This is a genomic window from Dactylosporangium sp. CA-152071 (assembly GCF_050936335.1).
Classification (GTDB): Bacteria; Actinomycetota; Actinomycetes; order Mycobacteriales; family Micromonosporaceae; genus Dactylosporangium; species Dactylosporangium maewongense.
The window spans coordinates 4,334,076-4,348,588 of the sequence record NZ_JBNJMZ010000001.1 but is presented as its reverse complement, the minus strand read 5'-3'; the positions used below and the strand labels follow the sequence as shown (position 1 = coordinate 4,348,588).

Below are 14,513 nucleotides of genomic sequence, written 5' to 3'. Positions count from 1 at the left end.
TGGAACGGAGTGGCGTCCGGGGCGCTCGACCTGCTCCGTACTGCTCACGCTCTTTCCCCCTGAGTGACTAGGCGCGCAGACTCGCGGACGATACGTGATTCGTCATCACGTCCTCAACTTGAGTGTCGGCTTTCCGCACCTGATGCACGGGGTGTTTCGCCAGTTCGGCCCTTACTCGGCCGCGACCTTCACCTTGCCGTTGCCGTTCGTTGCCGCTGGGGTCGCCGTTTCGATGCGGGCGGCCTCGCGGATCGCCTCGGCGGACTGCTCGGCCTCGGCCAGGGTCTGGGCGGCGCGCTCGGCGGCCTCGGTGCCGGCGGCAGTGGCGAGCTGGTCGATCTCCTCGGCCCGCCGCTGCGCGGCCTCGACCCGCTCCTCGGCGAGTTTCGCCTGCTCCTCGGCCTGCTTGGCCTTCTCGACGGCCTGCTTCGCCTGCTGCTGGGCCTGCTTCGCCTTCTCGGCGGCCGCCTTCGCCTGTGCCTCGGCCTGCTTGGCCTTGTCGTCGGCCTGCTTCGCCTTGTCGGTCGCCTGCTGCGCCTGCTCGCTCAGCTTCTCGGCGTCGGCGGTCTGCTGCCGCAGCTCGGCCAGGCTCGCCTCGGCGGCCGCGACCTGGGTGGTCAGCTCGGTCTCCTGCGCCCGCAGGCCGGCCAACTCGCCGCTGAGCGCCGTCTCGGCCTGGGCGACCTTGCTGGTGAGCGCCGTTTCCTGCTCGCGCAGGTCGGCGAGGCGGGCCTCGGCGCCGGCGATCTCATCGAGTCGCTCGCGGGCGGCGGCCTCCTGCGCCCGGGCCTCGGCCAGCCGGCCCTCCGCCGCGGTGAGCTCCGCAGTGACGGCCTCGAGCTCGGCCTTCGCGGTGGCCGCCTGCTTCGCGGTGGCCTCCGCCTCGGCCTTCGCCGTGGCCTGGGCCTTGGCGAAGGCCTCGGCGCCGGCCTTCGCGGCGGCGTCGGCCTTGGCGATCGCCTCCGTCTCCGCCTTCGTGGCGGCCTCGGCCTTGGTCGCGGCCTCCGCCCGGGCGGCGGTCACGGCGGCCGCGGCCTCGGTGCGCAGCGTCTCGGCCTCGGTCTGCGCTGTGCTCCGCAGCGTCTCGGCCTCGGTGCTGGCGGCGGTGCGGAGCTGGTCCGCCTCCGCTGACGCGGCGGTGGTGAGGGTCTCGGCCTCGGTCCTCGCGGCGGCCCGCAGCTCGTCCACCTCGGTCCGCACCGTGGTCCGCAGCGTCTCGGCCTCCGACTCGGCGGTGGCGCGGAGCTGGTCGGTCTCGGCCTTGGCCGCGGCGCGGGCCTCGGCGAGCTCGCGGTCGGCGGTCGTGCGCAGCTCGGCGACCTCGGCGTCGTGGGTGGCGCGCAGGTCGCGCAGCTCCTGGTCGAGCGTGGCGCGGGCCGCGTCGGCCCGCTGCACGGCCTCGGCGTCGGCCTTCCGGGTCGCCTCGTCGGTGCTCTTGCGGTGGGCCTCGGTCGCGACGGCGTGCGCCTCGGCGGCCGCGGCCTCGGCCTTCGCCACGGCGCTGTCGGCGATGGCCTTCGCCTGCGCGGCGGCCTGCTCGGTGACGGCATTCGCGGCCTGCTCGGCCTGCGCGGCGACGGCGGCGGCCGTCTCCTGCGCCTGGGCGGTGACGGTCGCGGCGTGCTCCTCGGCCTGCGCGGCCACGGCGGCCGCGGCCTCCTGCGCCTTCGCCGCGACGGTCGCGGCGGTCTCCTGGGCCTGGGTGGTCAGCGCGGTCGCCTGCGCCTGTGCCTCGGCCGTGACCGCGGACGCCTTCTGCTGTGCCTCGGTGGTGACCGCGGCGGCCTGCTGCTGCGCCTGGGCGACGATCGCGGCGGCCTGCTGCTCGGCCTCGCTCGTCACGGTCGCCGCGTGCTGCTGGGCGGCGGTGGCGTGCTGGTCGGCCTGGGCGCGGACCTGCGCCGAGTGCTGCTCGGCCGACGCGCGCAGCGCCTGCAGCTCCCGCTCCGCCTGGAAGCGGGCCTGCTCGAGCTGGGCGGTGACCTCGGCGGTGATGCGCTGCGCCTCGGCGTGCGCGTGCGCGACGATCCGGTCGGCCTCGGCCCGCGAAGCGGCGGCCCGCTCCTCGATCGCCCGCGCCTCGGCATCGAGCACGGCGCGACGCTCCGTGACCGCCCGCTCCTCCTCCGCACGGCGGGCGGCGAGGGCGAGCTCGAAGTCCTCGTTGGCCTTGGCGGCCCGGCCGCGGGCGTCGGCGAGGAGCCGCTCGGCCTCGCCGCGCAGGCCCGCGATGTCCTGCACGGCATTGGCGCGGATCGACTCGGCCTGGTCCTCGGCGAGCCCCAGGATCTGCTCGACGCGGGCGCCCAGATGACGGAACGAGACCTCGCCCACAGGACCGCGCCGGCGCAGGTCAGCGAGCTCCATCTGCAGCTCCTGGACCTGGGAGGCGAGCGCCTGGACCTGGCTCCAGACCTCTTCGTTCTCCAGCTTCAGGGCATGGATCTCGTTCTCCGACTGCGTCCAGTACTTGTCGACCTGGCTGCGGTTGTACCCACGCAGTGCGGTCTCGAAGTCGGGCTCTGAAGAGACGCCGCCCGGGCCCGTGTCGAAGAGGTCGCGGTCTGACATGACACCCATCCTCACACGCAACGTCCCGCCACGCGCAATTACACACCGCGCATGACGGGACGTGCGATCGAACTCCCCGTGAATGATCGAGAAGCGGCCGGATCACCGCGCCCCGCGAACGTCAGGCGGAGACCTTCTTGCCGTCTCCGGACTCCTTCTTGGCGTCGGCCGGGCCGGCCTGCTGCGGCGGCTGGACCGTCGGCATGATCCCGGCGAGGCCGGAGAGCATCTGACCCAGCTGCGACGTGACCGCGTCCTTCTGGCGGGTGAGGTCCTCGACCTCGCGCCGGGCCCGCTGCGTGGTCTCCTCGGCCTCGGCACGCGCCTCGCTGAGCTGGCGGTGCGCCTCGGCGCGAGCCTCGTTGACCGTCTTGTCGGCCAGGTTCTTGGCCTTCTCGACCGTCTCGGCGGCGCTGCGCTCGGACTCGACCCGGCGCGCCTCGGCCCGCTGCTCGATCTCCTTCGCACGGTCCTCGGCGGCCCGGGCGCGGCTCTCGGCCTCGTTGACGAGCTTCTGGGTCGCGGCGACCGCGGACTGGTGACGGGCCGACTCGTCGCGCTCCGCCTTCTCCTGCCGCTCGGCGATCTCCAGCGCGAGGGACTGCAGGTCCTTGTCGCGCTTGTCCCGCGCGTCGGTCAGCAGCTTCGTCGCCTCGGCGCGCTTCTCCTCCGCCTCGCGGGCGGCCTTGGCGCGCAGCTGGGTGATCTCCCGCTCGGCGGTGGCCCGCAGCGTCGCCACCTCGCGCTCGACCGTGGCCTTCAGCTCGGCGACCTCGTGTGCCGTGGCCGTGCGCAGCTGCTTGGTCTCGCGCTCCGCGTCGGCGCGCAGCGTGTCGGCCTCGCGTCGGGCCTGCACCCGGACCTCGGCGGCCTCCCGCTCGGCGGCGGTGCGCAGGTTGCCCGCCTCGCGCTCAGCGGTCGCCTTCATGGCGGCGGACTCGGCCCGCGCCTTGTCGGTGATCTCGCGAGCCTCGAGCCGCGCGGCGGAGATGATGCCCTCGGACTCCCGCTTGGCCTCGCCCCGGTGGTCGTTGGCCTGCTCCTCGGCGAGCCGCAGGATCTGCTCGACCCGCGTGCCCAGCCCCGACAGCGTCGGCCGGTTGTTCTCCTCCAGCTGCTTGTTGGTGTCGCTCAGCTTCTGCTCCATCGTGCCGAGCCGCTGCTCGGTCTGACGGATGCGCCGCTGGGACTCGGCGAGCCGGCTCTCGGCCTCTTCGCGAGCCTGGTTGGCCTGCTGGAGCTGCGCGTTGATCCGCTGCAGCTTGGCGTCGACCTGGGCACGGTCGTAACCGCGCAGGACCACACTCAGCTCTTCGTGATCCGAGCCGTTCTGAAAGAAGTCAACCGAGGACTGCTGCTGGGGCATTGGCACATACTTGCAGACCACCGGGGGGCTTTCGCAAGGGTGCAACGGCACTCTTCCGAGATGGTCGCAAGGTCAACTTCACCGGACCAGGACACGCCACGTTTTTGTCATGCTTTGTCGGCGTGTCGAGTGACCGTACGGCCAGGTCGCAATCACCGAAAAGTGCACCCACCGAGACAACGTCCATACCGCCCCTCACCTCGGATGACACACCCCGCCGCCACCTGCCCCGCCGCCCCGCCACCCCGGCGGGTCTTCTTGCTCACTGAACTCAACCACACCCGCCCCCACCCCATTGACGACGTTGATCAATGCCCCGGTTCGCGGCTTTCGTTCCATAGACCCCGCGCGATCCGCCCACAAGATGATCTCTGATTCGGGTCCACATCGCGCACCCTCTATCCGCCGTCCATCCGGAACGGGACGTCTCGGGGCATTGACCAACGTCTGTGGCCCGAGGGGTGATGGCGGCGGCTCGGCGAGCGGGGTGGGGCCGTGGCCGGAGTGGTGGGCCGCGGCGGGAGCCACGACGCTGTGGCGTCCCGTCGCGGGGTCTGGTGCGTACCCGGCTTGAGGGGTGGTAACCGCCGCGGCTGGGTGCGGCGGATGTCGGCCGGCTACTGGTTGCGGAAGCGGTTGATCGCGGTCTCGTGCTTCGCGCGCAGCTCGGGGTCGCGGACGCCGAGGCCCTCGGTGGGGGCCAGGCAGAGCACGCCGACCTTGCCCTGGTGCGCGTTGCGGTGCACGTCGTGTGCGGCCTGGCCGGTCTGGTCCAGGGAGTAGGTGCGCGACAGCGTCGGGTGGATCTTGCCGAGGGCGATGAGCCGGTTGGCCTCCCACGCCTCGCGGTAGTTGGCGAAGTGGCTGCCGATGATGCGTTTGAGGTTCATCCAGAGGTACCGGTTGTCGTACTGGTGCATGAAGCCCGACGTCGACGCGCAGGTGACGATGGTGCCGCCGCGCTTGGCGACGTAGACGCTGACGCCGAAGGTCTCGCGGCCCGGGTGCTCGAACACGATGTCCGGGTCGTCGCCGCCGGTCAGGGCGCGGATCTCCGCCCCGAAGCGGCGCCACTCGGCGGTGTCCTGCGTGTGCTCGTCCTTCCAGAAGGTGAACGACGAGCGGTCGATCACCAGCTCGGCGCCCATGGCCCGGCACAGGTCGGCCTTCTGCGGGCTGGACACGACGCAGACGGGGGTAGCCCCGCCGTTGAGGGCGAACTGCGTCGCGTAGGAGCCGAGGCCGCCGGACGCGCCCCAGATGAGGACGGTGTCGCCCTGCTTCATCTGCGCGCCGTGGTGGGAGACGAGCTGCCGGTAGGCGGTGGAGTTGACCAGCCCGGGGCAGGCCGCCTCCTCCCACGACAGGTGGGTGGGCTTCGGCATGAGCTGGTTGGCCTTGACCAGGGCCAGCTCGGCGAGGCCGCCGAAGTTGGTCTCGAAGCCCCAGATCCGCTGCTGCGGGTCGAGCATCGTGTCGTCGTGCCCGGTGGCGTCCTCCAGCTCGACGCTGAGGCAGTGCGCGACCACCTCGTCGCCGGGCTTCCACTTGCTCACCCCCGGGCCGACCTTCAGGACCACGCCGGCCGCGTCCGAGCCGACCACGTGATAGGGCAGGTCGTGGCGCTTCGAGAGGTCGTTGAGGCGGCCGTACCGCTGAAGGAAGCCGAACGTCGAGACCGGCTCGAAGATCGACGTCCAGACGGTGTTGTAGTTGACGGCGCTGCCCATCACGGCGATCAGGGCCTCGCCCGGACCGACCTCGGGCGTGGGGACCTCCTGCACGTGCAGGGACTTGCGGGGGTCCTTGTCGCGGGTGGCGAGGCCGTCGAACATGTCGGTCTCGTCTGCGCGGACGACCACGCCACGGTACGACGAGGGCACCGGCAGGCCCGCCACGGCGCGGAGCTCGGCCGCGGGGTCCGCCGCCCGCTCCGCCTGCATGATCGCGTCGAGGATCTGCTGCACCGCTGGGCTCCTAACGTCCGGGATGAAGGCATAAAGCGTGGGACCCCGGAAAGCGGGGTGCCTATGGGGATCGGCAACACATCTCGATGCCCTGAAGCGGACGTTACTGAACGGTAGCTAAATCGGGAACCGGCCTGTGAAGAAGTCCACTGACCTCCTCAGGAGTGGTTGCTCGAAGCTGCTCGGAACGGCTCCACCAGCTCCACAAGTACGCCTCCGGCGTCTTTCGGATGCACGAAGTTGATGCGCGAATCGGACGTGCCGCGGCGGGGCGTCTCGTACAGCAGCCGGACGCCACGGGACCGCAGCTCGGCGCAGGTCGCATCGATGTCGCTCACCGTGTAGGCGAGCTGCTGCATGCCCGGACCGCTGCGGTCCAGGAACTTCGCGATCGTCGAGGCCGGGCTCAGCGGCGCGAGCAGCTGCAGGCAACCCCCCTCGGGGGTGGGCCCGACCGACAGCATCGCCTCGCGCACCCCCTGCTCCTCATTCGTCTCCTCGTGCACGCAACGCATGCCGAACACGCGCCCGTAGAACGCGATCGCCTCGTCGAGATCCGCGACGGCGATACCGACGTGATCGATGCGGAGAATGCCGACGGGTGAGATATCCAACTTCGGGTCCGAGGTCGTCATGGCGATAGTCTGAACCCTAGTAATCGTTCAGTCGCGACGGTGCGATGTGAACCATCTCTCGAAAGGCCTCACGATGACTCAAGCGGTGATCGTCAGCGGCGCCCGCACGCCGATGGGGCGGCTGCTCGGCGCCCTCAAAGACTTTCCCGCCACCAGGCTCGGGAGTGTCGCCATCAAGGCGGCGCTCGAGCGTTCGGGCGTGGCGCCCGAGCAGGTGCAGTACGTGATCATGGGCCAGGTGCTGACCGCCGGCGCCGGCCAGATGCCCGCCCGGCAGGCCGCGGTCGAGGCCGGCATCCCGATGTCGGTGCCCGCCCTGACGATCAACAAGGTCTGCCTCTCCGGCCTCGACGCGATCGCCCTGGCCGACCAGCTGATCCGGGCCGGCGAGTTCGAGATCGTGGTCGCCGGCGGCATGGAGTCGATGACCAACGCCCCGCACCTGCTCGCCGGGCAGCGTCAGGGCTACAAGTACGGCGACGTCGTCATCCGCGACCACATGGCCCTCGACGGCCTCACCGACGCCTGGGACCAGGTGTCGATGGGCGAGTCGACCGAGCGGCACGTGTCCCGGCTCGGCATCACCCGCGAGGCGCAGGACGCGTTCGGCGCGGCGAGCCACCAGCGGGCCGCCGCCGCGCAGAAGGAGGGGCGCCTCGCCGAGGAGATCGTGCCGGTGGAGATCCCGCAGAGGAAGGGCGACCCGCTGCTGGTCACCGACGACGAGCAGATCCGGCCCGAGACCACGGTCGAGACCCTGGCGAAGCTGCGGCCCGCGTTCAGCAAGGACGGCACCATCACCGCCGCGACGTCCTCGCCGATCTCCGACGGGGCCTGCGCGGTCGTCGTCATGAGCAAGGCGAAGGCGGAGGAGCTCGGGCTGACCTGGCTCGCCGAGATCGGCGCGCACGGCAACGTCGCGGGCCCCGACAACTCGCTGACCAGCCAGCCGTCCAACGCGATCAAGCACGCGCTCGGCAAGGCCGGCCTGACCGCCGCCGACCTCGACCTCGTGGAGATCAACGAGGCGTTCGCGGCCGTCGGCGTGCAGTCGACCGCCGACCTGGGCATCGACCCGGCGATCGTCAACGTCAACGGGGGAGCGATCGCGCTCGGCCACCCGATCGGCATGTCCGGCGCCAGGCTCGCCCTGACCCTCGCGCTGGAGCTGCGCCGCCGCGGTGGCGGGCTCGGTGCCGCTGCCCTGTGCGGCGGCGGCGGCCAGGGCGACGCACTCCTGCTCCGCGTCCCCAAGCAGTGACCCTGCGGCGACTCGCGCCAGCGGTCCCGGCGGCCGGTCGAACGCCCGGAACGGCGATCGCCGGCCGCCGCCCCGCACATCGAGCGGTGCTCGGGGTGGACGGTCGGCTCGGTCGAGGGGGAGGAACGGGGCTCACCCCCGGGCGCGGAGCGCCTGGAGCGGCGATCATGCCGTACATGAGCGAAAACGGCGACAAGGAACCGCAGCGGTGAGCGTCCGGCGATCGCGGGACGTGCCGGACCTGGTGGCGAAGGCGCGAGAAGGTGATCCCCGCGCCGTCGCCCGCCTGGTGTCGCTGGTGGAGGACGGTGACGAGCTGCTACCGCAGGTGGCCGCCGCCCTCGCGCCGCACGCCGGCGACGCCCACGTCGTGGGGCTGACCGGCTCGCCCGGCGTCGGCAAGTCCACCACCACCAACGAGCTGGTCCGCGCGTTCCGCAAGCAGGACAGGCGGGTGGGTGTGCTCGCCGTCGACCCGTCCAGCCCGTTCACCGGCGGGGCGATCCTCGGCGACCGCGTCCGGATGCAGGACCACGCGACCGACCCAGGCGTCTACATCCGCTCGATGTCCAGCCGCGGGCACCTCGGCGGGCTGTCGGCGGCGACCCCGCAGGCCGTGCGGGTGCTCGACGGCGCCGGCTGCGACCCCGTCGTCGTGGAGACCGTCGGCGTCGGCCAGGCCGAGGTCGAGATCGCGGGGCTCGCCGACACGACGCTGGTCCTGCTCGCCCCGGGCATGGGCGACTCGATCCAGGCGGCGAAGGCGGGCGTGCTGGAGATCGCCGACATCTTCGTGGTCAACAAGGCGGACCGGGACGGCGCCGACGCCACGTACCGCGACATCCAGGGCATGATCGGGCTCGGCGAGCGCGCGCCCGGCCAGTGGCGGCCCAAGGTGCTGCGGGCCGTCGCGGCGCGGGGCGAGGGCATCGACGAGATCGTTGCGACGATCACCGAGCACCGCGAGCACCTGCACGACACCGGCGAGCTGCGCCGGCGTCGCGAGCGGCGGGCCGCGGCCGAGATCGAGGCGATCGCGCTGGGCACGCTGCGTGGCCGGATGGAAGCCCTGCGGGACGGCGCCGTGCTCGCCGGCCTGGCGAGGCAGGTGGCGGACGGTGACCTGGATCCACACACCGCCGCGAGCGAGCTGGTGACCATGACCGAGCGGCGGAACGACCGCTAAGGTCTGCGGGTCAACCTTCAGCTCGACCAGCACAGGGGGCACATCTTGACGGCCTGGACCGTCATGCTGCGTGGCATCAGGTACCGGGCCGGCCGGTCGTTCGTGGTCTTCCTCCTCGCCGTGACGGCGACCACGGCGGCCGTGCTCGCACCCGCGTACAGCCGTGCCGCGCAGCAGTCCGTGCTCACAGACGGCCTGTCCGCCGCGTCCACCGACGCGACCGGGCTGACCGCCGGGGCAAAGGGCACCGCAGACAGCGCCGCGTTCAAGGACCTCGCCGAGATCCGGCTGGCCATGAACACCGCGCTCGCCAAGGACCAACTGCTCGCCGACCGGCTGGACCTGCCGGTCGCGACCATCGACACCGAGATCTCGTTCGGCGACACCAACGCCAAGCTCGCGTACCGCGACAACGCCTGCTACCACCTGACGATCGACGGCACCTGCCCGGACGACCCGGGCCAGATCGTGGTCAGCAAGCGCACCGCCGCCGCCCGGGACCTGAAGACCGGGGACCACCTCACCGTCCACCTCGGGCCGGCGACCGGCGGGCACGACAAGACGTTCACGATCAGCGGCCTCTACACCCCGACCGACGCCGACGCCGCGTACTGGGGCCGCACCTCCTACTTCAGCGCCAGCGACAGCACGGCCGACGCCCTGTTCTCGATGACCGAGGACGACCTGCGGCTGGAGCGCACCGCGACGCTCGCGACCCGCCTGGAGTACCCGCTGCGCGCGGACCGGGTCAGGCTCGACGACGTCGCCGGGCTCCGCGACGGCATCCAGACCCTGGGTGACCGGCTGCGCGGCGAGGAGCTGGAGCTGACCACCACCCTCCCGGCGGTCCTGCGCGATATCGACGCCGACCAGGCCAGCATCGGACGGACGGCGCCGGTCATCGCGGTGCCGCTGCTGCTGCTGTGCTGGTTCGTGCTGTTCCTGCTCGTCGCCTCGCTGACCGAGGAGCGCGCGCCGGAGATCGCCCTGGCGAAGCTGCGCGGCTACCCGTCCGGACGGGCCACCAGGTTCGGCCTCGGCGAGGTGCTGCTGCTGATCGTCGCCGCGGTCCCCGCCGGGATCGCGGCCGGGCTGCTGCTCGTGCAGGTCGCCGCCGGGGCGCTGCTGGCCGAGGGGGTCGGGGTCGAGGTGCGCTGGCCGGTGTTCGCCGGCGCCGCTCTCGCCCTGGCCGCCGGGATCGCCGCCGCGGTGCTCGCCGGCCGGCAGACCCTCGCCCGGCCGATCCTCGGCCTGCTGCGGCGCGTGCCGGAGCGGGGCGGCCGGCGGGCCGGCGTCGCGGACGGCGTCGTCGTCGCGCTCGCCGCGGCCAGCCTCGCCGCCGCCGCCAACGACCGCGGCTCGCCCCTGGCGCTGCTCGCGCCGCCGCTGCTCGCGGTCGTCGTCGGCGTCGCCGCGGCCCGGCTGCTCGGCCTGTGGTCGCAGGCGCGGCTGCGGATCGCCCGCCGCCGCGGCCGGATCGTGCCGCTGCTGTCGGCCGCGCAGCTGTCCCGCCGCCCCGGCGGCCGGCGACTAGTGGTCGTGGTGACGGTCGCGGTGGCGCTGCTGACCTTCGCCGCGACCGCGTGGGACGCGGCCGGGCGGGCCCGCCGCGACACCGCCGACGACACCGTCGGCGCGCAGCGGGTCCTCACCGTCGCCGCCGACCACCCGTCGGCCCTGGAGGCCGCGGTCGACAAGGCCGACCCGGGCGGGCACTCGATGGCCGTCGTGCGGGCCAGCCAGCGCTTCGACAACGCCCCCGTCGAGCTGCTCGGGGTGCAGTCCGGCCGGCTGGCGGAGGTCGCGGTGTGGCGCGGGCACTCCCGGGCCGACGTCAGCGACATCGCCGCGCGGCTGCACCCGGACGTCGCCGCGCCGCTGCGGCTCGGCAAGGACGTCGCCGCGGAGATCTCCGTCGACACGCTGCCGGCCAAACCGGCGCTGCGGGTCGCCGCGGTCGTCGCCGCGCCCGGCCAGCCGCCCCGCACGGTCGGGCTCGGCGGGCTGACGAAGGGGACCCGTTCGTACCATGCGAGCCTCCCCGGCTGCGGGAGCGGCTGCCGGCTCGTCGGCCTCGCGATCGGCCGCGCGGCCGGCGGCAGCGAGCCCTTCGCGGTCACCGTCGCCGTCCGCGGCCTGAGCAGCGACGGCGCCCCCCTCGCGTCCAGCTTCGACCTCCCCGGGCGCTGGCGGGCCCGGCCGGGCGCCGCACAGGTCGTCGTCCGGACGGGCGCGGCGCTCGGCGTCGACGTCTCCGGCAGCGACCCCTCCGACGCCGTCGTCGAGCACTTCGACACCCCGGAGGCGCTGCCCGCCGTCCTCGCCGGTGGCGCGCCCACCGACGACGCGGCCGCGGCGACGTTCAAGCTGCCCGGCTTCTCCGACCAGCCGCAGCCGTTCACGGTCGCGGCGCACGCCGGCAGCCTGCCCAGGGCCGGCCGGCGCGGGGTGCTGTTCGACCTCGACTACGCGACGCGGATGGCCGAGCGCGGTGCGAGCCTCGCCGACAACGCGACCCTGCGCTACGAGGTGTGGGCCTCCTCGGCCGCGCCCGCGGACCTCGACCGGCGGCTCGCGTCCGCCGGGGTGCAGGTGCTGCGGACGGAGACGATCGACGGGCAGCTGGAGCAGCTCGCCCGCCGCGCACCGGCGCTCGGGCTGTGGCTCTACCTGCTGGCCGGCGGGGTCGCGATCCTCCTCGCGATCGGCGTGGTGCTGCTGACCGCCTACGTCGGGGTCCGCGCCCGCCTCTACGAGCTCGCCGCGCTGCGGGTCGCCGGGGTGCGGTCGGGGCAGCTGCGCAGGGCGGTGTTCCGGGAGTACCGGGCGCTGCTCGGCGTCCCGCTCGTCGTCGGTCTCGGCGCCGGACTGCTCGGCGCGATGGTGATGCTGCCGGGGATCCCGCTCGTGACCGTCGGGGTCGCGTCGCCGATCACGTGGGAGCTCGGCATGGGCGCCCTGCCCGTTGCCGTCGCCGCCATCGTGTCGGCGTTGGCGGCCGCTGTACTGATGGCGCTGCGGCTGATGGGTCGCGCCACGCCCGAACGCCTCCGGGACGGTGAGGCGTGAGCGGGCCGGAGCGGAGCGGAGGGCTGCGAACCATGGGTGCAGTGCTTGCGTCAGGCCGGCGCCGGAGCGCAGCGGAGGCGACGGCATGACCGGGCTTTCGGTGACCTGCCGTGGGCTGGTCTACATCTACCGCCTCGAGGGCTACGACGTCGTGGCGTTGTCGGGGGTCGACCTCGACATCTCCGCCGGGGAGTCGGTCGCGTTGCTCGGGCCGTCCGGGTCGGGCAAGTCGACCCTGCTGTCGCTGCTCGCGGGGCTCCTGCCACCGTCGGCGGGCCGGGTCAGCGTCGGCGAGCACGACCTCGCCCGCGCCACGCCCGCCGAGCTGCAGCGGCTGCGGGCCACCGACGTCGGCGTCGTGCTGCAGGGCGCGTCGCGCAACCTGCTGCCGTACCTGACCGCGGAGCAGAACGTGCGCTTCGCCCAGCGCGGCGTCCCCGGTGACCGGCGCCGGGTGTCACGCCCTTCCGGCAGCTCCCGGCAGCTGGCCGATCCCCGCGAGGTGCTCGCGATGGTCGGCCTCAGCGGGCGGGGACGCAACCGGCAGCTGCCGCAGCGACTCTCTCCTGGTGAGCGTCAACGGTTGGCGCTCGCCGTCGGGCTGGCCGCCCGGCCGGGACTGCTGCTCGCCGACGAGCCGACCAGCCAGCTCGACACCCACGCCCGCGACGAGGTGCTCCTCGCCCTGGACGCGGTCCGCCGGGCCGGCACGACCGTCGTCGTCGTGACGCACGACCCGGACGTCGGCCTGCGGATGGGCCGCACCGTCACGATCCGCGACGGGCGGGTCGGCGCCGAGGGACGTCGCGGAGAGGACTACGCGGTGGTCGGTCGCGACGGTACGGTGCACCTGCCGCAGGAGGTGCTGCGCATGCTGCCGCCCGGCACCCTGGTCGGGGTGGAGCCGCAGCCCGACGGCACGGTGCTGCTGGTGCCCGCCCGGTCTCACACGTTGTTGGAGGACATGCAGTGAAGACGTTGACGGTCGACGGTGTCACGGTCGCGTACGAGCGCGACCACCCCGTGCTGCGCGACGTGTCCGTGGTCGTCTCACCGGGGCAGATCCTCGCCGTGACCGGGCCGTCCGGGGCCGGCAAGACGACGCTGCTGTGGGCGATGGCCGGGCTGCTGAAGCCGGCGGCCGGGACGGTGGCCGTCGACAGCACGCCGCTGCGCGACCGCGACCACGCCGTGTCCGAGAAGGTCGTGCTGATCCCGCAGGACAACGGCCTCGCCGCGATCCTCACCGCGCAGGAGAACATCCAGGTGGCGATGATCGCCGGCGGTGCGGCACCGGCCGACGCCCGGCGGGCGACCGTGGCCTCGCTGGAGCGCCTGGGCCTCGGCAGCCAGGCCGATCAGCTGGTCGAGGAGCTCTCCGGCGGCCAGCAGCAGCGCACCGCGATCGCCCGGGGCCTGGCCCTGCACGGCGCCGTGGTGCTCGCCGACGAGGTGACCAGCGAGCTGGACTCCACCAACCGGCAGAAGGTCATGGAGCTCCTGCAGGAGGAGGCCCGCCGCGGCGCGGCGGTCGTCTTCGCCACCCACGACCCGGAGGCCGCGGCCGCCTGCGACCGCGAGCTCCACCTGTCCGACGGAGTTGCCCAACTGGTCCGTTAAGCCTCTGCCCGCGTTCGCCGGGCGCGAGTACGCTCGCGCTCGGCCGACGGACCCAGGGGAGGAGCAGCAATGACCGAGGTGACCGCGGGCATCCCCGCGCAGCGCAATGACGTGGACGATCCCGACATGACCGGCGACGCGCTCTCCATCGAGCCGGCGGCTCCGGGCTCTGTCGCGGGCACCGCCGCCTCCACCGGCGAGCGGGTCAGCGCCTTCGCGTCCGACGCCGCCGAGCGGGTCGGCGAGTTCGCCACCACCACCGCCGACCGGGTCGGTGAGCTCGCCACGACGACCGCCGCCGCGTCGGGGCGGATCGCCTCGCAGGTCGTCGACCGGCTGCGCAACTCCGCCGAGCTCGCCGCCGAGCGGGGCACCACGACCATCGCCGACGAGGTGGTCGAGAAGATCGCCGGCATCGCCACCCGTGAGGTCCCCGGCGTGTACGACCTCGGCGGCGACGTCGCCCGGGTCTTCGCCTCGGTCCGCGACCGCATCGGCCTCGGCGACGGCGAGGAGCGGGAGAACGGCAACCGTGGCGTGCACGTCCGCCTGGAGGGCCGCAGCGCCGCCGTGCGGGTCACGCTCGTGATCGAGTACGGCTTCGTGCTCTACTCCGTCGCCGAGAAGGTCCGCGCCAACGTCATCGGCGCGATCGAGAACCTGCTCGGACTCGAGGTCACCTCCGTCGACATCGTCGTGGACGACGTCCACGTGAGCGACACGCTTCCGGAGTCTGAGGCCGCCTCCGCCGCGTAACGTCGTCGTGAACGGAGGGTGGGACTTGTCCCACCCTCCTTAGCGATCGTTCAGGGAGCGCATACCATCGACGGTGAGACGG

General features: G+C 73.2%; 10 protein-coding genes. 6 read left to right on the top strand and 4 right to left on the bottom strand.

Annotated elements, in window-relative coordinates:
• Nucleotides 1–171: 171 nt before the first annotated feature.
• From ACQEVZ_RS19380 to mce, 4 genes are all read right to left on the bottom strand, one after another.
• Nucleotides 172–2,571 carry a hypothetical protein gene (locus tag ACQEVZ_RS19380; protein ID WP_433368352.1) on the bottom strand — a complete coding sequence of 800 codons (2,400 nt, stop codon included), beginning with the start codon at nucleotides 2,569–2,571 and terminating at the stop codon, nucleotides 172–174.
• Nucleotides 2,572–2,692: 121 nt separating this feature from the next.
• Nucleotides 2,693–3,937: a cell division protein DivIVA gene (locus ACQEVZ_RS19375; RefSeq protein ID WP_344510219.1), complete on the bottom strand. Its 1,245-nt coding sequence runs from the start codon at nucleotides 3,935–3,937 to the stop codon at nucleotides 2,693–2,695.
• A 617-nt stretch (nucleotides 3,938–4,554) separates the two neighbouring features.
• Nucleotides 4,555–5,904 (bottom strand): crotonyl-CoA carboxylase/reductase, encoded by a 1,350-nt coding sequence (gene ccrA, locus ACQEVZ_RS19370; RefSeq protein WP_344510217.1) that lies wholly within the window; start codon nucleotides 5,902–5,904, stop codon nucleotides 4,555–4,557.
• Nucleotides 5,905–6,062: 158 nt separating this feature from the next.
• Nucleotides 6,063–6,539 carry a methylmalonyl-CoA epimerase gene (gene mce / locus ACQEVZ_RS19365; protein ID WP_344510215.1) on the bottom strand — a complete coding sequence of 159 codons (477 nt, stop codon included), beginning with the start codon at nucleotides 6,537–6,539 and terminating at the stop codon, nucleotides 6,063–6,065.
• 73 nt (nucleotides 6,540–6,612) lie between these two features.
• Between mce and ACQEVZ_RS19360 the strand changes: the two genes are divergently transcribed.
• The 6 genes from ACQEVZ_RS19360 (at nucleotide 6,613) to ACQEVZ_RS19335 (ending at nucleotide 14,431) form a co-directional block, all read left to right on the top strand.
• Nucleotides 6,613–7,800, top strand: coding sequence for an acetyl-CoA C-acetyltransferase (locus ACQEVZ_RS19360; protein ID WP_363394289.1), 1,188 nt, complete (start codon nucleotides 6,613–6,615; stop codon nucleotides 7,798–7,800).
• Nucleotides 7,801–8,008: 208 nt separating this feature from the next.
• Nucleotides 8,009–8,986 (top strand): methylmalonyl Co-A mutase-associated GTPase MeaB, encoded by a 978-nt coding sequence (gene meaB, locus ACQEVZ_RS19355; protein WP_344510211.1) that lies wholly within the window; start codon nucleotides 8,009–8,011, stop codon nucleotides 8,984–8,986.
• 45 nt (nucleotides 8,987–9,031) lie between these two features.
• Complete coding sequence (locus ACQEVZ_RS19350; RefSeq protein WP_433368346.1) at nucleotides 9,032–12,055, top strand: FtsX-like permease family protein; 3,024 nt, start codon at nucleotides 9,032–9,034, stop codon at nucleotides 12,053–12,055.
• An 85-nt stretch (nucleotides 12,056–12,140) separates the two neighbouring features.
• Entirely contained in the window at nucleotides 12,141–13,028 is an 888-nt protein-coding gene (locus ACQEVZ_RS19345) for an ABC transporter ATP-binding protein (RefSeq protein ID WP_433368343.1), read from the top strand.
• A complete protein-coding gene (locus ACQEVZ_RS19340; protein WP_360560435.1) occupies nucleotides 13,025–13,675 on the top strand; it encodes an ABC transporter ATP-binding protein in 651 nt (216 codons plus the stop codon). Before ACQEVZ_RS19345 ends, ACQEVZ_RS19340 begins: the two co-directional genes overlap by 4 nt.
• A gap of 69 nt (nucleotides 13,676–13,744) precedes the next feature.
• Nucleotides 13,745–14,431 carry an Asp23/Gls24 family envelope stress response protein gene (locus tag ACQEVZ_RS19335; RefSeq protein ID WP_344510203.1) on the top strand — a complete coding sequence of 229 codons (687 nt, stop codon included), beginning with the start codon at nucleotides 13,745–13,747 and terminating at the stop codon, nucleotides 14,429–14,431.
• Nucleotides 14,432–14,513: the final 82 nt, after the last annotated feature.